Source organism: Hymenobacter segetis (genome assembly GCF_038448715.1).
GTDB lineage: Bacteria > Bacteroidota > Bacteroidia > Cytophagales > Hymenobacteraceae > Hymenobacter > Hymenobacter segetis.
The window spans coordinates 16,372-34,606 of the sequence record NZ_JBCEVZ010000033.1; the positions used below are offsets into that span (position 1 = coordinate 16,372).

An 18,235-nucleotide genomic window follows, 5' to 3' on the forward strand; every position below is an offset into this window, starting at 1 on the left:
ACAGAATCAACGTTTGTCATCCTGAGTGTAGCGAAGGACCTTATCGCGTTTGCAGCAGTTCGTTTACCGCAAACGATTTGGGCGCGATAAGGTCCTTCACTGCGTTCAGAATTACAGACAAAATTCCTTTCAACCGGCAGCATTTTTATTTGGCAACAATTCGATAACTTTGACGCCCTACTTTTGGTCGCCCCACATTTGGGGCGATTTTGTTTTTGAAGGAATTCCCAATTGAATAATATGTCTACACTGAAAAAAGCCAAGACCAGCAAAACTAAGGTCTCCGACGACATGCTGAATGCCGGTAGCGGCAAAACCATTAAGCAGCCCAACGTCAACGACGACAAGCTCACCTCCATCACGGAGATGCGCCAGACCACCAACGGCCAGACCACCATGGCCCTTGAAGACGAGCAGCGCCTGCGCAAAGCCTTCGTGGACAAGGACTGGAACGAAATCAAAATCGCCGATAGCTGGCAGATTTTCAAGGTGATGGCCGAGTTCGTGGAGGGCTTCGAGAAGATGTCCAAAATCGGCCCTTGCGTGAGCATTTTCGGCTCGGCCCGTACCAAGCCCGACAATCCTTACTATCAGATGGCCGAGGAAATTGCGGCCAAGCTGGTGCGCCACGGCTACGGCGTTATCACGGGCGGCGGCCCTGGCATCATGGAAGCCGGTAACAAAGGTGCCCGTGCCGAGGGCGGTAAGTCGGTGGGCCTCAACATTGAGCTGCCCTTCGAGCAAACCCACAACATCTACATCGACCAGGACAAGTGCATCAACTTCGACTACTTCTTCGTGCGGAAGGTGATGTTCGTGAAGTACGCGCAGGCCTTCGTGGGCATGCCCGGCGGCTTCGGCACCCTCGATGAGCTGTTTGAGGCCATGACGTTGATTCAGACCAAGAAAATCAGCCGCTTCCCCATCGTGCTGGTGGGCTCGGCCTACTGGAACGGCCTGTTTAAGTGGATTGAGGACGTGATGCTGCACGAGGAGCACAACATCTCGGCCGAAGACATGAACCTGGTGCAGATTGTGGACGACGCCAGCGAAGCTGTGAAAATCATCGACGATTTCTACCACAAGTACCTGCTGTCGCCGAACTTCTAGGCCATTTGGTCGTTATTCAAATACCGAGAAAGCCGGGCCGTATGGTTCGGCTTTTTTGTTGAACGCTGTGCCATTTTTGCGTTTGATATTCCTTATTCAATGTCCAACGCCAATTCGCTGATTGAGTACGACTACCTCATTGTGGGCGGCGGCGCGGCGGGGTTGAGTCTGGCATATCACATTGCCCAAGAGCCTCGGCTGGCTGATAAGCGAGTGTTGATTATCGAGCCCGAAGCCAAAACGCAGAACGACCGGACTTGGTCGTTCTGGGCCGATGAGCCGGGAATATTCAATAGCATTGTGGCGCACGAGTGGGGCAAAATCGCCTTTCGCAGCCCCGGCTTCGAGCGCGTGATTGACCTGGGGCATTACCGCTACAAAACCATCAACGGACTGGATTACTACCGCTTCGTGCAACAAGCACTGGCCGATAATCCGCAATTCACGCGGGTAAGTAGCAATGTTGAGCAATTAGAGAACACGCCGATGGGCGTGCGCGCAACAACTGCTGCCGGGGGGACTTACACTGCCCGCTACGGCTTCGATAGCCGCCCGCCAGACCTGGCGAAGCTGAAGCAGCCAGAGAAGCACCGCTACCTATTGCAGCATTTCGTGGGGTGGGAAATTGAAACCGATGCCGATGTTTTCGACCCAACCACGGTGGAGTTCATGGATTTTCGCGGCGAGCAGCAGCACGAGGCGCGGTTCATATACGTGTTACCTTTCGAACCACGTAAAGCATTGGTTGAGTACACGCTATTCTCAGAAATCGTTTTACCAAAGGCGGAATACGAAGCAGCTATTCGGGAATACCTGAGCAACACGCTGGGTTTGAAAACCTACCGCATTGTGGCCGAAGAAGTAGGCGCGATTCCGATGACGGACCATCCGCTGCCGGCCCGCAATGGCGCGCACATCATCAACCTGGGCACGCGGGGCGGCCGGGCCAAGCCCAGCACCGGCTACGCCTTCAAGCGCATTCAGCAGCACTCGGCGCGGCTGGTGGCGGCGCTGGCCGAAACCGGCCACCCGCCCGTCGATGCGACGGGCGATAAATGGCAATTCCGGTTGTTCGATACGCTGCTGCTTGACATCATGCAGCGACGGGGCGAAACCACGCGCGACATCTTCCGGCAGCTATTTGAGCGCAACCCGGTGGAGCGCATTTTCCGGTTTTTGGATGAGAAGACTTCCTGGGCCGATAACCTGCGGGTGATGAATTCAGTATCGGCGGGACCTTTTATGCGGTCCATCGGGCAGGTACTACGCGGCCGGCCAGGCCGGCGTTGATTCCTTATTCTACCGGCCGTGGGGCTTGTTCCAGCCATGCCCGGGCCTCACGCACCGTAGCCTCGGATATGGGGCGCAGCTGCGGCTCCGGCTCCGAAAGATTCAGCAGATAGCCAGTGAGTGCCGGAAGGTTGTCGAGGTCGTGGGTGCTGCACAGCACGGTTTTACCCTGCTGGGTAGCCCAATCGTGCACCAAGCTGAATACTTGGCGGCGGTAATACACATCGAGCTGCTGGGTGGGCTCATCGAGCAAATACACCTGGGCATCTTGTAGGCTGAGCTGCGCCAGCCACACCAATTGCTGTTCGCCACCAGACAATTGCGTGAAATCACGGGCGGCTAGGTGGGCCATGCCCACGCGGGCCAGCGCGGCATCGGCCAGGACATAATCGGCTGGGGCGTAGGCGCTGAGCAGGCCGTGGTGGCGGTAGCGGCCCATCACCACCAGCTCGCGCACGGCAATGGCGAAGTCGAGGCTACCGCGTTGCGGCAGGTAGCCCAGAAGGCCGGCCGTGGCGGACCGGCGCAGGTCGCGCACTTCGTGGCCGAGCAATTGGATGCTCCCCTCATAGGGCAGTTGCCCCGTGAGCACCCGAAAAAGCGTGGTTTTACCACTGCCGTTGTGCCCCACCACGGCCACAAAAGCCGGCGCGGGCAGGCACAAAAAAAGGTTGCGGACCAACACCCTACCGGGGTAGCCCGCAACCAGATTTTCCGCGCTAAGCGCGGGAGTTATGAGCTGAGAGTTATGAGTTATGAGTTCAGGAGATGAATCACCAGCCAACTCATCATTCATAATTCAAAACTCATAATTAAAGCTTAGTACTCGTCCTCGTTGAACATGAAGTCCTCCTTGGTCGGGTAGTCGGGCCATACTTCTTCGATGTTTTCGTAGGGCTGGCCGTCGTCCTCCAAGGCTTGCAGGTTCTCTACTACCTCCATGGGCGCACCCGAGCGGATAGAAAAGTCAATCAGTTCGTCTTTGGTGGCGGGCCAGGGAGCATCTTCCAGGTAGGAAGCCAGTTCGAGTGTCCAATACATAGTGAAGCGAATAAAAAAGGGTGGGCGAAGGTAACAGTTTCCCGTCAAGATACAAACGAGAGGGGCGTTTCAACCGACAACGCAAAATATTAGCCAAGGTTAGCCGGCAGTTTGCGCCTGCTGGCTGAACAAGGCAATCAGGTCGTTTTTCGTGCGAATCTTGCGCTCAAACGACCGGATTTTGGTTTGCAGCATCTGCCGAAAAGCATCGTTGGCGGCACTAGGGCTGAGGTTGTCGAGGTTGGCGCGGAGCGTGTTCAGTTCCTCGTGGTCGTCCTTGAGGAGCTCGCGCAAAGTGCTGGCCCGGAAGCGGGCGCGTTCGGCTGGGGCCGTGGGCATGGGAGTGCCTTCGGCACGCTTACGCAGGTGGTATTCGAGGGCGCTGAGCTCAAAAATCTTGTCGCAGGCCACCATAAAGCGCTGCCAGATGCGGTCCGACTCCTCGCCGCGCACGGTGCCCACCTGCTTCCATTCGGCTTGCAGGGATTTGGCCTGATGGATGGCTTCCTGGGGCGGAATGGCCATCAGGGCTTCGGCGCGCTCGGCCAGGGAGCGTTTGCGGGCCAGCAGCACCTCGGGGGTGGCGGGGGCACCGGGCGCACCCGCGGCCTGCTGCGCGGCAATATGCACCTTGAGGCGCTCGAAAAAGTGGTTGTTAGCGGCGCGGAAGCGCGTCCAGAGCTCGGAGGCCTGCTTCTTGGGCAGGTTGCCGTTGACATCTCGCCAGGCTTGTTGCAGCAATTTGAGCTGGCGCGAGGTGGTTTCGAACTGGTCGGAGTTTTTAAGGGCTTCGGCCTGCTGAATGAGGTCACGGTAGCGGGTTTGCACCCGGTTAGTCATGGCCTTTTTATCGGACTGAAAGGCCTTGCGGCGGTCGAAAAACACCTGAATGGCGGTCTGGAAGCGGTGCTCCAACTCGTCGGTCATGGCTTTGTCGACGGGGCCGGTTTTGAGCCAGCCCTGGCGCAGGTCTTTCACCTTTTCGCTGGCCGAAATCCACTCCACGCTTTCGCTGAGGGCTTCGGCTTCGTGAATGAAGCTGATTTTGGTGGCCAGGTTTTTTTCGCGGTTGCGGACTACGGTCACGGCAATGGCATCCTCGGCCTCGGTGAGGCGGCGGTGCAGGCTGGCGAAATCGCCGAGGCCGTCGTAGCTCAGGAGCTGCTCTTTGAGGTGCAGGGCCTTCATCAGGAAGGAGCCTTTGTTCTCGCTAGCCGCCATTTTTTCGAGCAGCGAATCGACTTTGGCACGCAGGGTTTCAAAACGTTGGCTGAAGTACCGCAGGGCGGCATCGTCCGAATCTTTGACTAGGCCAATCTGGCGAGCGGGCTGGCCCAGCACGGGGCGCAGCCATACACCATCGGCTTCCACGTAGCCGTAGCGCTTGGCTTCGGCCAACAAGTGGTCGGTTGGTTCCATATAGATAGTAAGCTCGTGGGTAGGAAGGTGGGGTATTGGGGAGGGGAAAGGCAAAAAAGAACGTAGGGGCTGCAGCTGAAATGCGTACCGGGAAGGGAGTACAAGTTTACGGTAAAAACGTGATGAATAGATGTAGCTTTCGTTAAACCCCGGCCAAACCGGCACATTCAACGACCAGGGCCGGACCAACCCGCTCACAGAACCCGGGGTCGGGGCATGGGTTGCAAGCGGCGGCTGTCGTTCTTTGTAGTCGCATTTCTTTCATTAGCCCCACCCCCACCCCATGAGCGACCAGACCATCATCTTCAGCATGGCCGGCGTGAGTAAGATTTACCCGCCGCAGAAGCAAGTTCTTAAAAACATCTACCTCTCGTTTTTCTACGGGGCCAAAATCGGCGTGCTGGGTCTGAACGGCTCGGGCAAGTCGAGTTTGTTGAAAATCATTGCCGGCGTTGATAAGCAGTTTCAGGGCGAAGTGGTGTTTTCGCCGGGCTACTCGGTGGGCTACCTGGAGCAGGAACCGCACCTCGACCCCACCAAAACCGTGCGCGAGGTGGTGGAAGAAGGCGCGGCCGAAACCGTGGCCCTGCTGAAGGAATACGACGAAATCAACGAAGCCTTCGGGGCCGAGGATGCCGACTTCGATAAGCTGCTCGACCGCCAGGGCAAGGTGCAGGAGCGCCTCGACCAACTCGATGCTTGGAACCTCGACACCAAGCTGGAGCGGGCGATGGATGCCCTGCGCACCCCGCCGCAGGAGGCCATTATTGGTAACCTCTCAGGTGGCGAAAAGCGCCGCGTGGCCCTGTGCCGCCTACTGCTGCAAGAGCCGGATGTACTGCTGCTGGACGAACCCACCAACCACCTCGACGCTGAGAGCGTGCTGTGGCTGGAGCAGCACTTGCAGCAGTATAAAGGCACGGTCATCGCCGTGACCCACGACCGGTACTTCCTGGATAACGTGGCGGGCTGGATTCTGGAGTTGGACCGCGGCTCGGGCATTCCGTGGAAAGGCAACTATTCCTCGTGGCTGGAGCAGAAAACCGACCGCATGGCCAAGGAGGAAAATACCGAAAGCAAGCGCATGAAGACCCTCCAGCGCGAGCTGGACTGGGTGCGGATGTCGCCCAAAGCCCGGCAATCGAAAGGCAAAGCCCGCCTGGCCAATTATGATAAGCTGGCCAGCGAGGAAGCGAAAGACAAGGAGCAGAAGCTGGAATTATTCATCCCCGACGGCCCGCGCTTGGGCGCACAGGTGATTGAGGCCGAGGGCATCACGAAGTCGTTTGGAGATAAGCTGCTGTTTGAGAACCTGAGCTTCTCGCTGCCGCAGGGTGGTATCGTGGGCATCATCGGGCCGAACGGCGCAGGCAAGACCACGCTGTTCCGCCTCATCACCAACCAGCTAAAGCCCGACGCGGGCACGTTTGAAGTGGGCCCAACGGTGCTCACGGCCTACATCGACCAGCAGCACGACACGCTGGACGGCAGCAAATCGGTGTTCGACACCATCACGGGCGGGACCGAAACCATGCTGCTGGCCGGCCGGCCGGTGAACTCCCGCGCTTATGTAAGCAAGTTCAATTTCGGCGGCGGCGACCAGGAGAAGAAGGTAGGTACGCTCTCGGGCGGTGAGAAAAACCGCGTCCACCTGGCCATGACGCTGAAGCAGGGAGCTAACTTATTGCTGCTCGATGAGCCGACCAACGACTTGGACGTAAACGCCATCCGGGCGCTGGAAGACGCGCTGGAGAACTTTGCCGGCTGCGCCGTCATCATCAGCCACGACCGGTGGTTCCTGGACCGGCTGGCCACGCACATTCTGGCCTTTGAGGGCGACTCGGAAGTGGTGTGGTTCGAGGGCAACTTCTCGGACTACGAAGAGGCCAAGCGCAAGCGCCTGGGCGACGTGGAGCCGAAGCGCGTGCGGTATAAGAAGCTGGGGTAGTTAAAATCGATTCACTATTAAAAAGCACGCGGTGCCGGATGACTCCAGCACCGCGTGCTTTTTATTTTAAGTAGAATTAGGTAAACGGTTTGGCGCGATTCACACCATTCACGCCACCCAGCCCTCGCGCACGGCGCGGGCGGCCAGGCCCACCAGGGTGCGGGTGCCGGCTTTCTGGAGCAGCATGCGGCGGTGGCTTTCCACGGTGCGCACGCTCAGGCAAAGCTGGTCGGCAATTTCCTCGTTGCAATGGTCGGCCACCACCAGGCGCAGCACCTCCAGCTCGCGGCGGCTGAAGGGGTCGGGCACGGTACAGGCCCGTAGCGAGCGGCTGGCCCCGGCGGTGCAACCCGGCGCATCGAGCCACTGCGCCAGCGCCCCAACCAGGGCGTGGGGCAGCACATGGCGCGATAGCTGCAGGAGCTTGCCGAGGGCGGCCGGCGGGGAAACGGACACCTGGTGGTCCGTGAGCACCACCAGACGTAGGCTGGGCCTGGCGTGGTGCAGCCGGTTCAGCAGCTCGGGCAGGTGGCGGCCGGCCAGCTGCTCATCCAGCACCAGCAGGCAGAAGGCGGCATGGTCGACCAGTTCCACGACTTGCGTGGCATCGGCGGTGAGGGTGAGCTGGAGCTGGGGCCACTGCTCCTTCAGAGTAGCTACCAGTCCTTGCCGGAGCAGCGTTGGGGCGGCGGCCACCAAGGCTGTGGGGGTAGAAGAAATCATGACACGGGCAGACACAACGCGGTGAACCCGCTGACCAGTAAGCTTTCGGAGGCAAAGCATTGGCGCAGGCAACAGGCGGAAGGGGCTGCCAAAGTAGTATTTTAGCTTCGATAAACAATACTACTCATTATCTAAATAATTGAATCCTGAAAAACCAGGCTTTTAGGCCACTTTTTTCCCGTCCTCGGCGGCCGGCCATAAAAAAGAGCCGCCCCTCTGCAAGCAGAAGGACGGCTCTTTTTGGTGAAAAACGATGCGGCGGCTTACCGGCGGCGCAGGAAAATGCCCACGTAATAAAGCAGGGTGGCCAGCGAGGCCAGGGCCGCTACCACGTAGGTCATGGCCGCCCACCACAGCGCGTCTTTGGCCATGGCGTGTTCCTGCACGGTCACCACGCCGCGCCGGTCCATCCAGGCCAGGGCCCGGCGCGAGGCATCAAACTCAACCGGGAGCGTGATGAACGAAAACAGCGTGGTGAGGGCAAACAGGCCAATGCCCACGCCCAACGGAATGATGCTGGTACGCAGCATCAGAATGCCCGCCATCAAAATCCAGGGCATGAAGCGCGACACGGCGCTGAGCGTGGGCACCAGCGCCGACCGGAATTGCAGCATGGAATACGCTGTGGCGTGCTGCACGGCGTGGCCGCACTCGTGGGCCGCGATGGCCGCCGCCGCCGCACTGCGCTCGGCGTACACGCCTTCGCTCAGATTTACGGTTTTGTCGGTGGGGTTATAGTGGTCGGTGAGCTGGCCGGCGGTGCTGATGATGCGCACGTCGTAGATGCCATGGTCGGCCAGCATTTTGGTGGCGATTTCGGCCCCGCTCAGGCCCGAGCTCAGGCCTACTTGGGCGTACTGTTTGAACTTGCTGCGCAGCCGCCATTGAATGGCCCAGCTGGCCGCCATCAGCACGATGATGAGCAAATAGGAAGAAGACATGGGAAGAAAGTGAGATGAAGGGATATTCGCAGCCGGACGCCGAGGCATGGACCTACTGGCCCACGCTTCGGCCGCTACCCGGCACTGCTATCAAAACACCTGCTCTGCAAAAAAGATGCAGTCTTTCGGCCCTGCCAAAGTGGCTACTGCGTGGCAATAATGTGCTCCACGATGCGCGAGGTGCTGTAGCCCGCCACCAGCGGCACCGTGAGCACCTGCCCGCCCCGGGCCAGCACCAGCTCGTGGCCCACAATGCGCTCGATGGCATAATCGTCGCCCTTCACCAGAATATCCGGCTGCACCAGCTCGATGAGGGACAGGGGCGTGGGCTCGCCAAAGAGCACCACGGCATCCACAAACGCCAGCGCGGCCAGAATGCGGGCCCGCGCCTCCTCGTCCTGAATGGGCCGGCCGGGCTTGAGGCAGCGCACCGAAATATCGGTATTCAGGCCCACCACCAGCGCATCGCCCAGGTGCCGGGCCTGCTCCAGATAGTCGACGTGGCCGAGGTGCAGCAAATCGAAGCAGCCGTTGGTGAACACCACCTTGCGGCCTTGCGCGCGCCAGTCGGCCAAGGTGGCCGGCAGTTGCTCGCGGGTCAGGATTTTATCTTTCGTCCACATGGGATGGGAGTTAAGAGTTATAAGTTAAGAGTTAAAGGACATTGCCTGCTTGAACAAAGGCTCGGCCATTCATTCAAACGGGCAACTCTTAACCCTTAACTCATAACTCAGTGGTAAGCGGTTCCTCGGCCAGGGCTTCAGCTTCGGTGAGCAGGCTGCGCTTGTCGGCCGCCGCTACGGCCACGAAGCTGATGCCACCCATGAGCACCACCAGCAGCGTTTGGGCCCCGTGTACCACCAGCGCGTAGGCAATGCCGGCCTCCTTGCTCACGCCGTACACCAGCAAAATGCCCTGCACCATCACGTGAAATGGCCCGATGCCGCCCGCCACCGGCGCGGCCATGCCAAAGGCACCGAAGGTGAGCACGGCCAAACCGGCCTTCATGTCGAGGTTATAGGTTTCAGGAAAGCAGAAGAAGGCCAGGTAATCCATGAGGTAATACACGGCCCAGGTGAACAGCGTGTGCAGCAGAAACACGCCTTTTTTCTCCAGCTTCAGCACGCTGAACACGCCTGCCAGTAGGCCCTTCACAAATAGGATACCCTTGTTGAAAAACGCATTCTGCCGCAGCCGCTCCAGGTTGCGAAACAGGGCATAGCCCGCCGCCAGCAGTAGCACGCCCGCAATGACGGCCGCAATGAGCAGGGGCGTGCGGTTGCGGGCCAGCGCCTCGTAGCGCCCGCCCAGCACCTGCACGGTCACGAAGTTCCAGAAGGTATTAAAATCAAGCAGCAACAGGCTCACTACCAAGCCTAATAGCACCAGCACATCAATCACGCGCTCGGTCACCACCGTGCCCAACGCCACCTGCACGGGCACGCCGCTCGTGCGCCGCAGCACCGAGCAGCGGATGACTTCGCCCATGCGCGGCAGCACCAGGTTGGCCAGATAGCCCACCATCATGGCGTGGTACACGGCCCAGTACGGGGCCGGCGTTTGGGAAGCGTCGAGTTGCATCTGCCAACGGTAGGCGCGGCTGAAATAGCCCAGCGCCGACAGCGTGAGCGTGAGCGTGAGCCAGAAATAATTGGCCGTGGCAATGTAGTGCCCAATGCGCGACAGGTCCTGCCCGCGCACCGCGTACCACATCAGCGCCACCGAAATGCTCAGCAGCAGCACGTATTTAACAATCGTCAACAGGTGTTTCATCAATACAATGAGTGAATGAGTAAATGGGCGAAGGAGTGAAGGAGGAATGGCCGCGAGAGTCATTCGCTCATTCACTCATTCGCCCATTCAATCATTGGTTTAAGCCAGTCGGTTATGCTCGTTGGGGAAAATAACCGTAGGCTTGTGCTGCCGGGCTTCGGCAAAATCGACCAGCGCGTAGGAAAAGATGATAACCACGTCGCCCACCGCCACTTTGCGCGCCGCCGGGCCGTTCAGGCAGATGGTGCCCGAGCCCCGCTCCCCGCGAATGGTGTATGTTTCGAAACGCTCGCCGTTGTTCACGTTCACTACGGTCACCTTTTCGTTTTCCACGAAATTGGCGGCATCCAGCAGGTCTTCGTCAATTGTCACGCTGCCCACGTAGTGCAATTCGGCCTGCGTGACCGTTGCATGGTGGATTTTGGACTTCATTACTTCAATGTGCATAGCATTGGCCCGCAGGCTTTGGTTGGGGCCACAAAGATAACCTCCTCCCCTGCCCCGCTTTGGTTGGGGTCACAAAGATAACCTCCTCCCCTGCCCCGCTTTGGCCGGGCCTAGCCGTCCACCACCACGTTGTCAATCAACCGCACGCCGCCCAGGTGAGCGGCCAGGCACAGCACCACGGCCCGGCCGGGCGCATATTCGGCCAGCGGCTGCAGGGTTTGGGCATCGGCTATTTCCACGTATTCAGAGGTGATGCTTGGCTCCTGGGCCAGCGTAGCCAGGGCATCGGCCTGCACCTGGGCCGGCCGCACGCCCTGCCGCACCTGGGCGGCGGCGGCGCTCAGCACCTGATAGAGCAGCGGGGCCACGGCCCGCGCCGGCGCATCGAGCCGGCGGTTGCGCGAGGACATGGCCAGCCCGTCGGCTTCCCGAATGGTGGGGCAAGCCACTATCTCCAGGTCGAACGACAAGTCGGCCACCAGCTGGCGCACCACGGCCACCTGCTGCCAGTCCTTCTGCCCGAAATACGCCCGGTGCGGGCGGGCCAGATGGAACAATTTGCTCACCACCGTGGCCACGCCGTTGAAATGGCCCGGCCGGTGCGCCCCTTCCATCACTTGTTCCAAAGCCCCGAAATCGAACCGCAGCACCGTGGGCCGGGGGTACATTTCCTCTACCGAAGGCACGAATAAGGCCGTGCAGCCGGCCGGTTCCAGCAGGGCCGCATCGGCCTCCGGCACCCGGGGGTAGAGCCGGAAATCATCGGCATTGTTGAACTGCGTGGGATTAACAAAGATGGTGGCTATCACCTCATTGCAATCGGCGCGGGCAGCCTGCACCAGCTGAATGTGGCCGGCGTGCAAGGCTCCCATCGTGGGCACTAGGCCCACCCGTTTGCCGGCCTGGCGCGCCTGTTCGGTGTAGGCTTGCAACCCGGCGGCGGTAGTTAGTATCTGCATAGGAGAGGAAGGCAATTGGAACGGCCCCCAAAGTAGCTTATGTTGAATTTCCGCTCAAAATTGTTTAATTTTGTGCACCCATAGCATGGCCTTGTTCCATTCTCTTCAATAATTCCTTTATGTCGAAGCTACGAATCCTATACGCGGCCACCGAAATTGACCCCTTTCTCCAGACCACCAAGGTGGCCGAAATGCTGCGCCGCCTGCCCGCCAGCATGCAGGAGATGGGCTGCGAAATCCGGATTTTCGTGCCACGTTTTGGCATTATCAACGAGCGCAAGAACCGTTTGCACGAAGTAGTGCGCCTCTCGGGCATCAACATCGCAGTCGGCGACGACGAAAAACCGCTGGTCATCAAAGTCGCCTCGATTCCGACGGCAAAGTTGCAGGTTTATTTTATCGATAACGAAGATTATTTCCACCGCAAGTCGGCTTTGGTCGATAAAAACGATAAATTCTACGCCGACAACGACGAGCGCGCCATCTTTTTTTGCAAAGGGGTGCTCGAGACGGTGAAGAAGCTGGGCTGGTCGCCCAACATCGTGCACTGCTCCGACTGGATGACCGGTCTGATTCCGTTGTACCTGAAAACCACCTACAAGAAAGACCCGGTGTTCAAGGATGCCAAGTCGGTATTCTCGATTTACAGCAACGAGTTCATGGACAAATTTGAGGGCAACATCCTCGAGAAAGCCAAGATGCTCGACATCGACGATGCCATGATGGCCTCGTTGAAAACCGCTGATTTCAGCGGCTTTATCAAAATGGGCATGGAGTATGCCGACACCGTGGTGCGTTCCGACGAGGATTTTTCGGAAAACATGAACGGCATGTTCCACGAATACGCCCTGCACAACAAGCTCAGCCAGGTGGCTACCGACGAAAACCTGCACTCTTCTTACCTAGCGCTCTACAATGAATTGGCTAACTAGCCGCTGTGCCCCTTTGGTGGCATTTGCCGCCCTGGCCCTGACGGGCTGCGACACGGGCACCGCCCTCAACGTGGACCTGCCCGACACCACCGGCATCAGCACCCAATACCTGGACCTGCCCGTGACGAGCGGCACCGTACGCCTGGCGCCGGTGCAAAGCCTCAAAACGGACCACTTCCTTATCGGCCGCCTCAACGACAACGTGGCGGGCGTGACCGAAGCCCGGGCGTATTTCAACTTGGTGAACGGGGGCGTAAACGACTCACTGCCATCGAAATTCAATGCCCCGGTGCTTGACTCGGTAATAATGGTGCTGGGTTTCGACAAGGTGAATGGCAGCACCACCCCGGTGGCGTACGACCTTTACCAGCTTCCTGCGGCGCTCGACGACCGGCAGGTGTACGATGCCGGCACTACCACCCCGCTAGGGCCGCTGCTGGGCCAGAACCTGACCAGCCGCCTCGACCGCACGCAGGTGCAAACCGTGACCGCGGCCGTGCCAGCTACCGCTACCACAGCCGCCATTCCGGCGGTAACGACCATTGTGCCCGACCCAAGCGTGCGCCTGATATTGCAGCGCACCACGGCCACGGCCGGCAATCCCGCGGTAGCGTCGCCGTTTTTCACCGCGCTTTTTCAGAAGCTCCAGCAGTCGTCCACCTTTTCGCAGGACCAGCTTAATGCCTTGCTGAAAGGGCTGGCCATAGTTCCCAGCGCCAGCCACACGGGCAATATTGTGAGCTTTGGCCAATCCAACATTCCGCGCATTGTGGTCTATTTCCACTCCGTGGGAGCTACCAGTAATGTGCTGTCGCACTACTACCCGATATATTTCGGCTCGATATATGGCAGCGGCGGCACGGCCACGGCCAACGACCCTCGTTACTACACGCAGATTACCAACATCTTGCCGCCTGCGCTGCAAGCCCTGGCTACCCGCCCCGGCTTCGTGGCTTCGGGCGACCTGAACAATACCAGCTACGCGCAGGAAGGCACGGGGCTGGGCACGCGCATTACGCTTACGGGCCTGGCCGCCCTGGCCGCCAAGCCCGGCCTGACCGTGAACCGCGCCGAGTTGCGCGTGCCGGTAAAGCCTTTTTCCAACGCCCTATTTACCAACCCTGCGCGGCTCTTCGCCTTGGAAGTGAACACCGCGAACCAAGTGTTGCAACGAATAGTGAACTATACGACCGTGGACCGGGTAGTGCAGGCCGACGGTGCAACCCAGACAGGAGCCGGCAACCCCGCCTACAGCTTGCTGGTTGATGGAACCTCCACTCAGCCGTATTACAGCATTCCCGTTACCACCTACCTGCAAGCCTACCTGACCAACAAACTCGATACCACCCCCGATGCCCTGGTGCTGGTGCCCAACCTCCGCTCCTACGGCAACCTTGGCACTAATACCCTGAGCCTTGACCGGGCAGCTATTGATGCCGCAAAAATAACTTTGCGCGTATACTACTCCCAGCGCTAGTGCCGGGCGAGGGCCTACCAATAGCCCTTTTACTTTCTGATTTCTAATAACTTTAAACCCGTTTGCCATGTGCGGCATTGTTGCTTATTTGGGCCATCGTGAGGCCTGCCCTATCATTCTCAAAGGCCTGCATCGGCTCGAATACCGCGGGTACGACTCGGCGGGCGTGGCGCTGCTCAACGGTGAATTGAGCGTTTATAAGAAAAAGGGCAAAGTCGCGGAGCTGGAAAACTTCCTGAGCGACAAAGACACGCACGCCAACGTAGGCATGGGCCACACCCGCTGGGCCACCCACGGCGAGCCCAACGACGTAAACGCCCACCCGCACTACTCCACGTCGGAGCGCATTGCCATTATTCACAACGGCATCATTGAAAACTACGCGGCGCTGAAAACGCACCTGGAATTGCAGGGCCACGTTTTTCATTCCGATACGGACACGGAAGTTTTCGTGAACCTGATTGAGGAAATTCAGAAGCAGAACAGCTGCTCCCTCGAAGAAGCGGTGCGCCTGGCCCTGCACGAAGTAATTGGTGCCTACGCCATTGTGGTGCTCAGTAAGGATGCGCCCAACCAACTCATCGCCGCCCGCAAAGGCTCGCCGATGGTGATTGGTATTGGCGAAGGTGAGTTTTTCATCGCCTCCGATGCCACGCCCATCATCGAGTACACCAACGAAGTGGTGTATGTGAACGACTACGAAATCGTAGTTATCCGCGACGGCCAGCTGGAAATCCGCAGCCGCGAGGACGTGAGCCAGACGCCCTACATCCAGAAGCTGGAGATGGAGCTGGACTCCATTGAAAAGGGCGGTTACCCGCACTTCATGCTGAAGGAGATTTTCGAGCAGCCCCGTTCCATCCTCGACTCCATGCGCGGCCGCTTGGAGCTGGAAGCCGGCCACCTGAACATGGGCGGCATCCGAGCCTACGAGCAGAAGTTTATCAATGCCCAGCGCATCATCATCGTGGCCTGCGGCACCAGCTGGCACGCCGGCCTAGTGGCCGAGTACCTGATTGAGGACCTGGCCCGCATTCCGGTAGAAGTAGAGTACGCTTCGGAATTCCGCTACCGCAACCCGATTATCACCGAGCGTGACATCGTAATTGCGATTTCGCAGAGTGGTGAGACGGCCGATACTTTGGCAGCCATCGAGCTGGCCAAGAGCAAGGGTGCTACCATCTTCGGTGTATGCAACGTGGTGGGCAGCAGCATTGCCCGCGCTACCGACGCTGGTGCTTATACCCACGCCGGACCTGAAATCGGGGTGGCTTCTACAAAAGCCTTCACGGCTCAGGTAACGGTGCTCACCCTGCTGGCCATGATTATGGGTCAGAAGCGCGGTACCATCACCGATACCAAGCTACGCGAGTTGATGGTGGAGTTGGAGACGATTCCGGCCAAAGTGACCAAGGCCCTGGAGCTGGATGCCCAGATTCAGGAGATTGCCGAGGAGTTTAAGGATGCCACCAACTTCCTGTACCTGGGCCGGGGCTACAACTTCCCCGTAGCGCTGGAAGGTGCCTTGAAGCTCAAGGAAATCAGCTACATCCACGCCGAGGGTTACCCTGCCGCCGAGATGAAGCACGGCCCCATCGCCCTGATTGACGAGAACATGCCGATGGTGGTGATTGCCACCCGCGACAGCTCGTACGAGAAGGTGGTGAGCAACATTCAGGAAGTGAAAGCCCGCAAGGGCCGCATCATCGCCATCGTGAGCGAGGGCGACACCGTGATTCCGGCCATGGCCGAATACGTGATTGAAGTGCCTCATACGTCGGAAGTACTGATGCCGCTGGTATCGGTAGTTCCGTTGCAGCTGCTCTCCTACCACATTGCCGTGCTGCGCGGTTGCAACGTTGACCAGCCCCGCAACCTGGCGAAATCGGTGACGGTGGAGTAGTGGATTATGAATTGGTGAGTTTTTAAAGCTTGCCCAAGAGAAGCCGCTTCTGGAAACAGGGGCGGCTTTTCGCGTTATTTGCGCTCCATAATCCATTAATTCACCAACCCAAAAATCCACCAACCCACCATATGTCCCACCAGATTATTCTCACCGACCAGGCTCCGGCCCCCATCGGCCCCTACTCACAAGCTGTGAAGGCGGGCAATACCGTGTACGTTTCGGGCCAGATTCCGCTGGATGCGGGCGGGCAATTGGTGGCCGGCGACGTGGCTGCTCAGACCCACCAGGTGCTGAAGAACCTGACCACTGTGCTGGCCGCTGCCGGCCTCGCCCTGACCGATGTGGTGAAGTGCAGCATCTTCGTGAAAGACCTCGGCAATTTCGCCACCATCAATCAGGTGTATGGCTCTTATTTCGACGATGCGACGGCCCCGGCCCGGGAGACGGTGGAAGTAAGCCGGCTGCCGCGCGATGTGGAAGTGGAAATTTCCTGCATCGCCGTAGGCGCATAATATCCCGGCAATGTGGGCGTTGGGTTGGAAAATTATTTCAGCCTAACGCCCACATCGCATGAAAGAACTTGGACTCGGCCTGCTCATTATTGGGCTTATTTCACTGGCGCTGCCATTTATTAACCCCAACATTCACTACGTTTTTCTGACGTGGATTGACCAGTGGGGCACCGCCGTGGCGTGGGGTATTCGGGGCGGCATCACGCTGCTGGGACTGGTGCTCTGGCTGGGTTTTAAGAACCGGGGATAGGATGGCAATTGAAGGGCACCACCGGCAAGCTCGTCGTTAACTCACAGCAGGCTAACCACGTAGGCAGAATAATACGACCAGGCAACGCTGCCCGCGCCTATCCCTGCCAGCCATGGCAACCCCCTTCCCTACCCACCCACTCCGCACGGCGGCCGACCTGGCACCCGTGCTGGCTGCTATTGGCGATGCCCGTGTGGTGCTGCTGGGCGAAGCCTCGCACGGCACCCACGAATACTACACCTGGCGCACGGCCCTGAGCAAGCGGCTGATTGCGGAAAAAGGCTTCGACTTCATTGCCGTGGAGGGCGACTGGCCCGACTGCTTCGAGGTGAACGCGGCCATTAAGCAGGACACGAACACCTACGGCACGGCCGCCCGTCTGCTGGGCACCTTCAACCGCTGGCCCACCTGGATGTGGGGCAACTGGGAAATCGCGGCTTTGGTAGAATGGCTGCACCACCAGAACCAACGCCGGCCCGCCGCGGGGCGCGTGGGCTTTTACGGCCTCGACGTGTACAGTCTTTGGGAGTCGTTGCAGGCGGTGCTCCAGTACGCCGAGCAGCAGGGCGACGGCGCGATAACCGCCGCCCGCCAGGCTTTCCGCTGCTTCGAGCCCTACGGCCACGACCCGCAGGAATATGCCCGCGCCGTGGCCTTCATTTCAGAAGACTGCCAGGATGAGGTAGCGGCCGTGCTCCGCGCCCTGCGCCGGCAGGCCGCCACCCGCACCTACGCCACCCTGCCGGAGCGCGAGCAAGCCTTCGCGGCCGAGCAAAATGCCCTGGTGGCCGTGAACGCCGAGCGCTACTACAAGGCCATGCTACGCGGCGGCGGGGCCTCGTGGAACGTGCGCGACGAGCACATGATGGAAACCCTCAACCGTCTGCTGGGCCTGCACGGGCCGCACAGCAAGGCCATCATCTGGGCGCACAATACGCACGTAGGTGACGCCCGCTATACCGACATGCGGCGCGAAGACATGGTAAATATCGGGCAGCTGGCGCGGGAGCAGTTGGGCCGCGCGCAGGTGTTCAGCTTGGGCTTTGGCTCGTACCAGGGCGGCGTGGTGGCGGGCAAGGAATGGGGCGCGCCACTTGAGAAAATGCCCGTGCCCGCCGCCCCGCGTGATTCCTGGGAGGCCATGCTGCACGCGCAACTGGGCGGTGAAAATGCCCTGCTTTTTTCTTCGGAAATACGGGGGGATGCGCGGCTGGCGCGGGCCGTGGGGCACCGGGCCATCGGGGTGGTGTACCGGCCGCAGTTCGAACATTTTGGCAATTACGTGCCCTCACTTATTCCCGACCGCTACGACGCCTTTGCGTTCCTGGACCACACCAAACCCCTGCACCCGCTGGCAATTCACGCCGAAGAAAACGGGCCGCCCGACCTTTACCCCTGGGGCGAGTGAGTAGCGAAGCTCCCTAAGCGCTGAATTTTGAGCTTCGTGCCGACCGGCCAACCGTCTTACCTTTGCAGCGCGTTCCGAACCCCGGGGCGCGCTTTTTTT

At 59.4% G+C, this 18,235-nt stretch carries 18 protein-coding genes; 9 read left to right on the plus strand and 9 right to left on the minus strand.

Going from position 1 to position 18,235, the window contains the following annotated elements:
• Positions 1-366: 366 nt before the first annotated feature.
• Both AAFH49_RS13705 and AAFH49_RS13710 read left to right on the plus strand, forming a co-directional pair.
• Positions 367-1,110, plus strand: a complete 744-nt coding sequence (locus AAFH49_RS13705; RefSeq protein WP_342299031.1) for an LOG family protein — start codon at positions 367-369, stop codon at positions 1,108-1,110.
• Between the two features lie 99 nt (positions 1,111-1,209).
• The gene (locus AAFH49_RS13710; RefSeq protein WP_342298980.1) at positions 1,210-2,400 is read left to right on the plus strand and encodes a lycopene cyclase family protein; all 1,191 of its coding nucleotides are present in this window, start codon (positions 1,210-1,212) and stop codon (positions 2,398-2,400) included.
• 4 nt (positions 2,401-2,404) lie between these two features.
• On the opposite strand, the gene AAFH49_RS13715 is transcribed toward AAFH49_RS13710, so the two are convergent.
• The 3 genes from AAFH49_RS13715 to AAFH49_RS13725 all read right to left on the minus strand — a co-directional run bounded on the left by AAFH49_RS13715 (position 2,405) and on the right by AAFH49_RS13725 (position 4,860).
• Positions 2,405-3,085, minus strand: coding sequence for an ABC transporter ATP-binding protein (locus AAFH49_RS13715; RefSeq protein ID WP_342298981.1), 681 nt, complete (start codon positions 3,083-3,085; stop codon positions 2,405-2,407).
• 134 nt (positions 3,086-3,219) lie between these two features.
• Entirely contained in the window at positions 3,220-3,441 is a 222-nt protein-coding gene (locus AAFH49_RS13720) for a DUF2795 domain-containing protein (protein ID WP_035561220.1), read from the minus strand.
• A 99-nt stretch (positions 3,442-3,540) separates the two neighbouring features.
• Entirely contained in the window at positions 3,541-4,860 is a 1,320-nt protein-coding gene (locus AAFH49_RS13725) for a DUF349 domain-containing protein (RefSeq protein WP_342298986.1), read from the minus strand.
• A gap of 283 nt (positions 4,861-5,143) precedes the next feature.
• On the opposite strand from AAFH49_RS13725, the gene ettA reads away from it, so the two are divergent.
• The gene (gene ettA, locus AAFH49_RS13730) at positions 5,144-6,808 is read left to right on the plus strand and encodes an energy-dependent translational throttle protein EttA (protein WP_342298987.1); all 1,665 of its coding nucleotides are present in this window, start codon (positions 5,144-5,146) and stop codon (positions 6,806-6,808) included.
• Positions 6,809-6,916: 108 nt separating this feature from the next.
• Here the strand turns inward: ettA and AAFH49_RS13735 are convergent, their stop codons facing one another.
• The 6 genes from AAFH49_RS13735 to panC all read right to left on the minus strand — a co-directional run bounded on the left by AAFH49_RS13735 (position 6,917) and on the right by panC (position 11,651).
• Positions 6,917-7,531: a LuxR C-terminal-related transcriptional regulator gene (locus AAFH49_RS13735; RefSeq protein ID WP_342298989.1), complete on the minus strand. Its 615-nt coding sequence runs from the start codon at positions 7,529-7,531 to the stop codon at positions 6,917-6,919.
• Positions 7,532-7,794: 263 nt separating this feature from the next.
• The gene (locus AAFH49_RS13740) at positions 7,795-8,472 is read right to left on the minus strand and encodes a zinc metallopeptidase (RefSeq protein WP_342298990.1); all 678 of its coding nucleotides are present in this window, start codon (positions 8,470-8,472) and stop codon (positions 7,795-7,797) included.
• Positions 8,473-8,615: 143 nt separating this feature from the next.
• Entirely contained in the window at positions 8,616-9,095 is a 480-nt protein-coding gene (gene rfaE2 / locus AAFH49_RS13745; RefSeq protein WP_342298991.1) for a D-glycero-beta-D-manno-heptose 1-phosphate adenylyltransferase, read from the minus strand.
• A gap of 100 nt (positions 9,096-9,195) precedes the next feature.
• Positions 9,196-10,245: a lysylphosphatidylglycerol synthase transmembrane domain-containing protein gene (locus tag AAFH49_RS13750; RefSeq protein ID WP_342298993.1), complete on the minus strand. Its 1,050-nt coding sequence runs from the start codon at positions 10,243-10,245 to the stop codon at positions 9,196-9,198.
• 99 nt (positions 10,246-10,344) lie between these two features.
• A complete protein-coding gene (gene panD, locus AAFH49_RS13755) occupies positions 10,345-10,692 on the minus strand; it encodes an aspartate 1-decarboxylase (RefSeq protein ID WP_198069639.1) in 348 nt (115 codons plus the stop codon).
• A 110-nt stretch (positions 10,693-10,802) separates the two neighbouring features.
• The gene (panC, locus tag AAFH49_RS13760) at positions 10,803-11,651 is read right to left on the minus strand and encodes a pantoate--beta-alanine ligase (RefSeq protein ID WP_342298994.1); all 849 of its coding nucleotides are present in this window, start codon (positions 11,649-11,651) and stop codon (positions 10,803-10,805) included.
• 119 nt (positions 11,652-11,770) lie between these two features.
• On the opposite strand from panC, the gene AAFH49_RS13765 reads away from it, so the two are divergent.
• From AAFH49_RS13765 to AAFH49_RS13790, 6 genes are all read left to right on the plus strand, one after another.
• Positions 11,771-12,583 carry a glycogen/starch synthase gene (locus AAFH49_RS13765; RefSeq protein WP_342298995.1) on the plus strand — a complete coding sequence of 271 codons (813 nt, stop codon included), beginning with the start codon at positions 11,771-11,773 and terminating at the stop codon, positions 12,581-12,583.
• Entirely contained in the window at positions 12,567-14,060 is a 1,494-nt protein-coding gene (locus AAFH49_RS13770; RefSeq protein WP_342298997.1) for a DUF4270 family protein, read from the plus strand. The genes AAFH49_RS13765 and AAFH49_RS13770 overlap by 17 nt, the downstream gene beginning before the upstream one ends.
• Before the next feature lie 67 nt (positions 14,061-14,127).
• Positions 14,128-15,963, plus strand: coding sequence for a glutamine--fructose-6-phosphate transaminase (isomerizing) (gene glmS / locus AAFH49_RS13775; protein WP_342298999.1), 1,836 nt, complete (start codon positions 14,128-14,130; stop codon positions 15,961-15,963).
• Between the two features lie 131 nt (positions 15,964-16,094).
• Positions 16,095-16,478 (plus strand): RidA family protein, encoded by a 384-nt coding sequence (locus AAFH49_RS13780; RefSeq protein WP_342299001.1) that lies wholly within the window; start codon positions 16,095-16,097, stop codon positions 16,476-16,478.
• Positions 16,479-16,536: 58 nt separating this feature from the next.
• Positions 16,537-16,728, plus strand: coding sequence for a hypothetical protein (locus tag AAFH49_RS13785; RefSeq protein WP_342299003.1), 192 nt, complete (start codon positions 16,537-16,539; stop codon positions 16,726-16,728).
• A gap of 112 nt (positions 16,729-16,840) precedes the next feature.
• Positions 16,841-18,136, plus strand: coding sequence for an erythromycin esterase family protein (locus AAFH49_RS13790; RefSeq protein WP_342299004.1), 1,296 nt, complete (start codon positions 16,841-16,843; stop codon positions 18,134-18,136).
• The last annotated feature ends 99 nt before the right edge of the window (positions 18,137-18,235 follow it).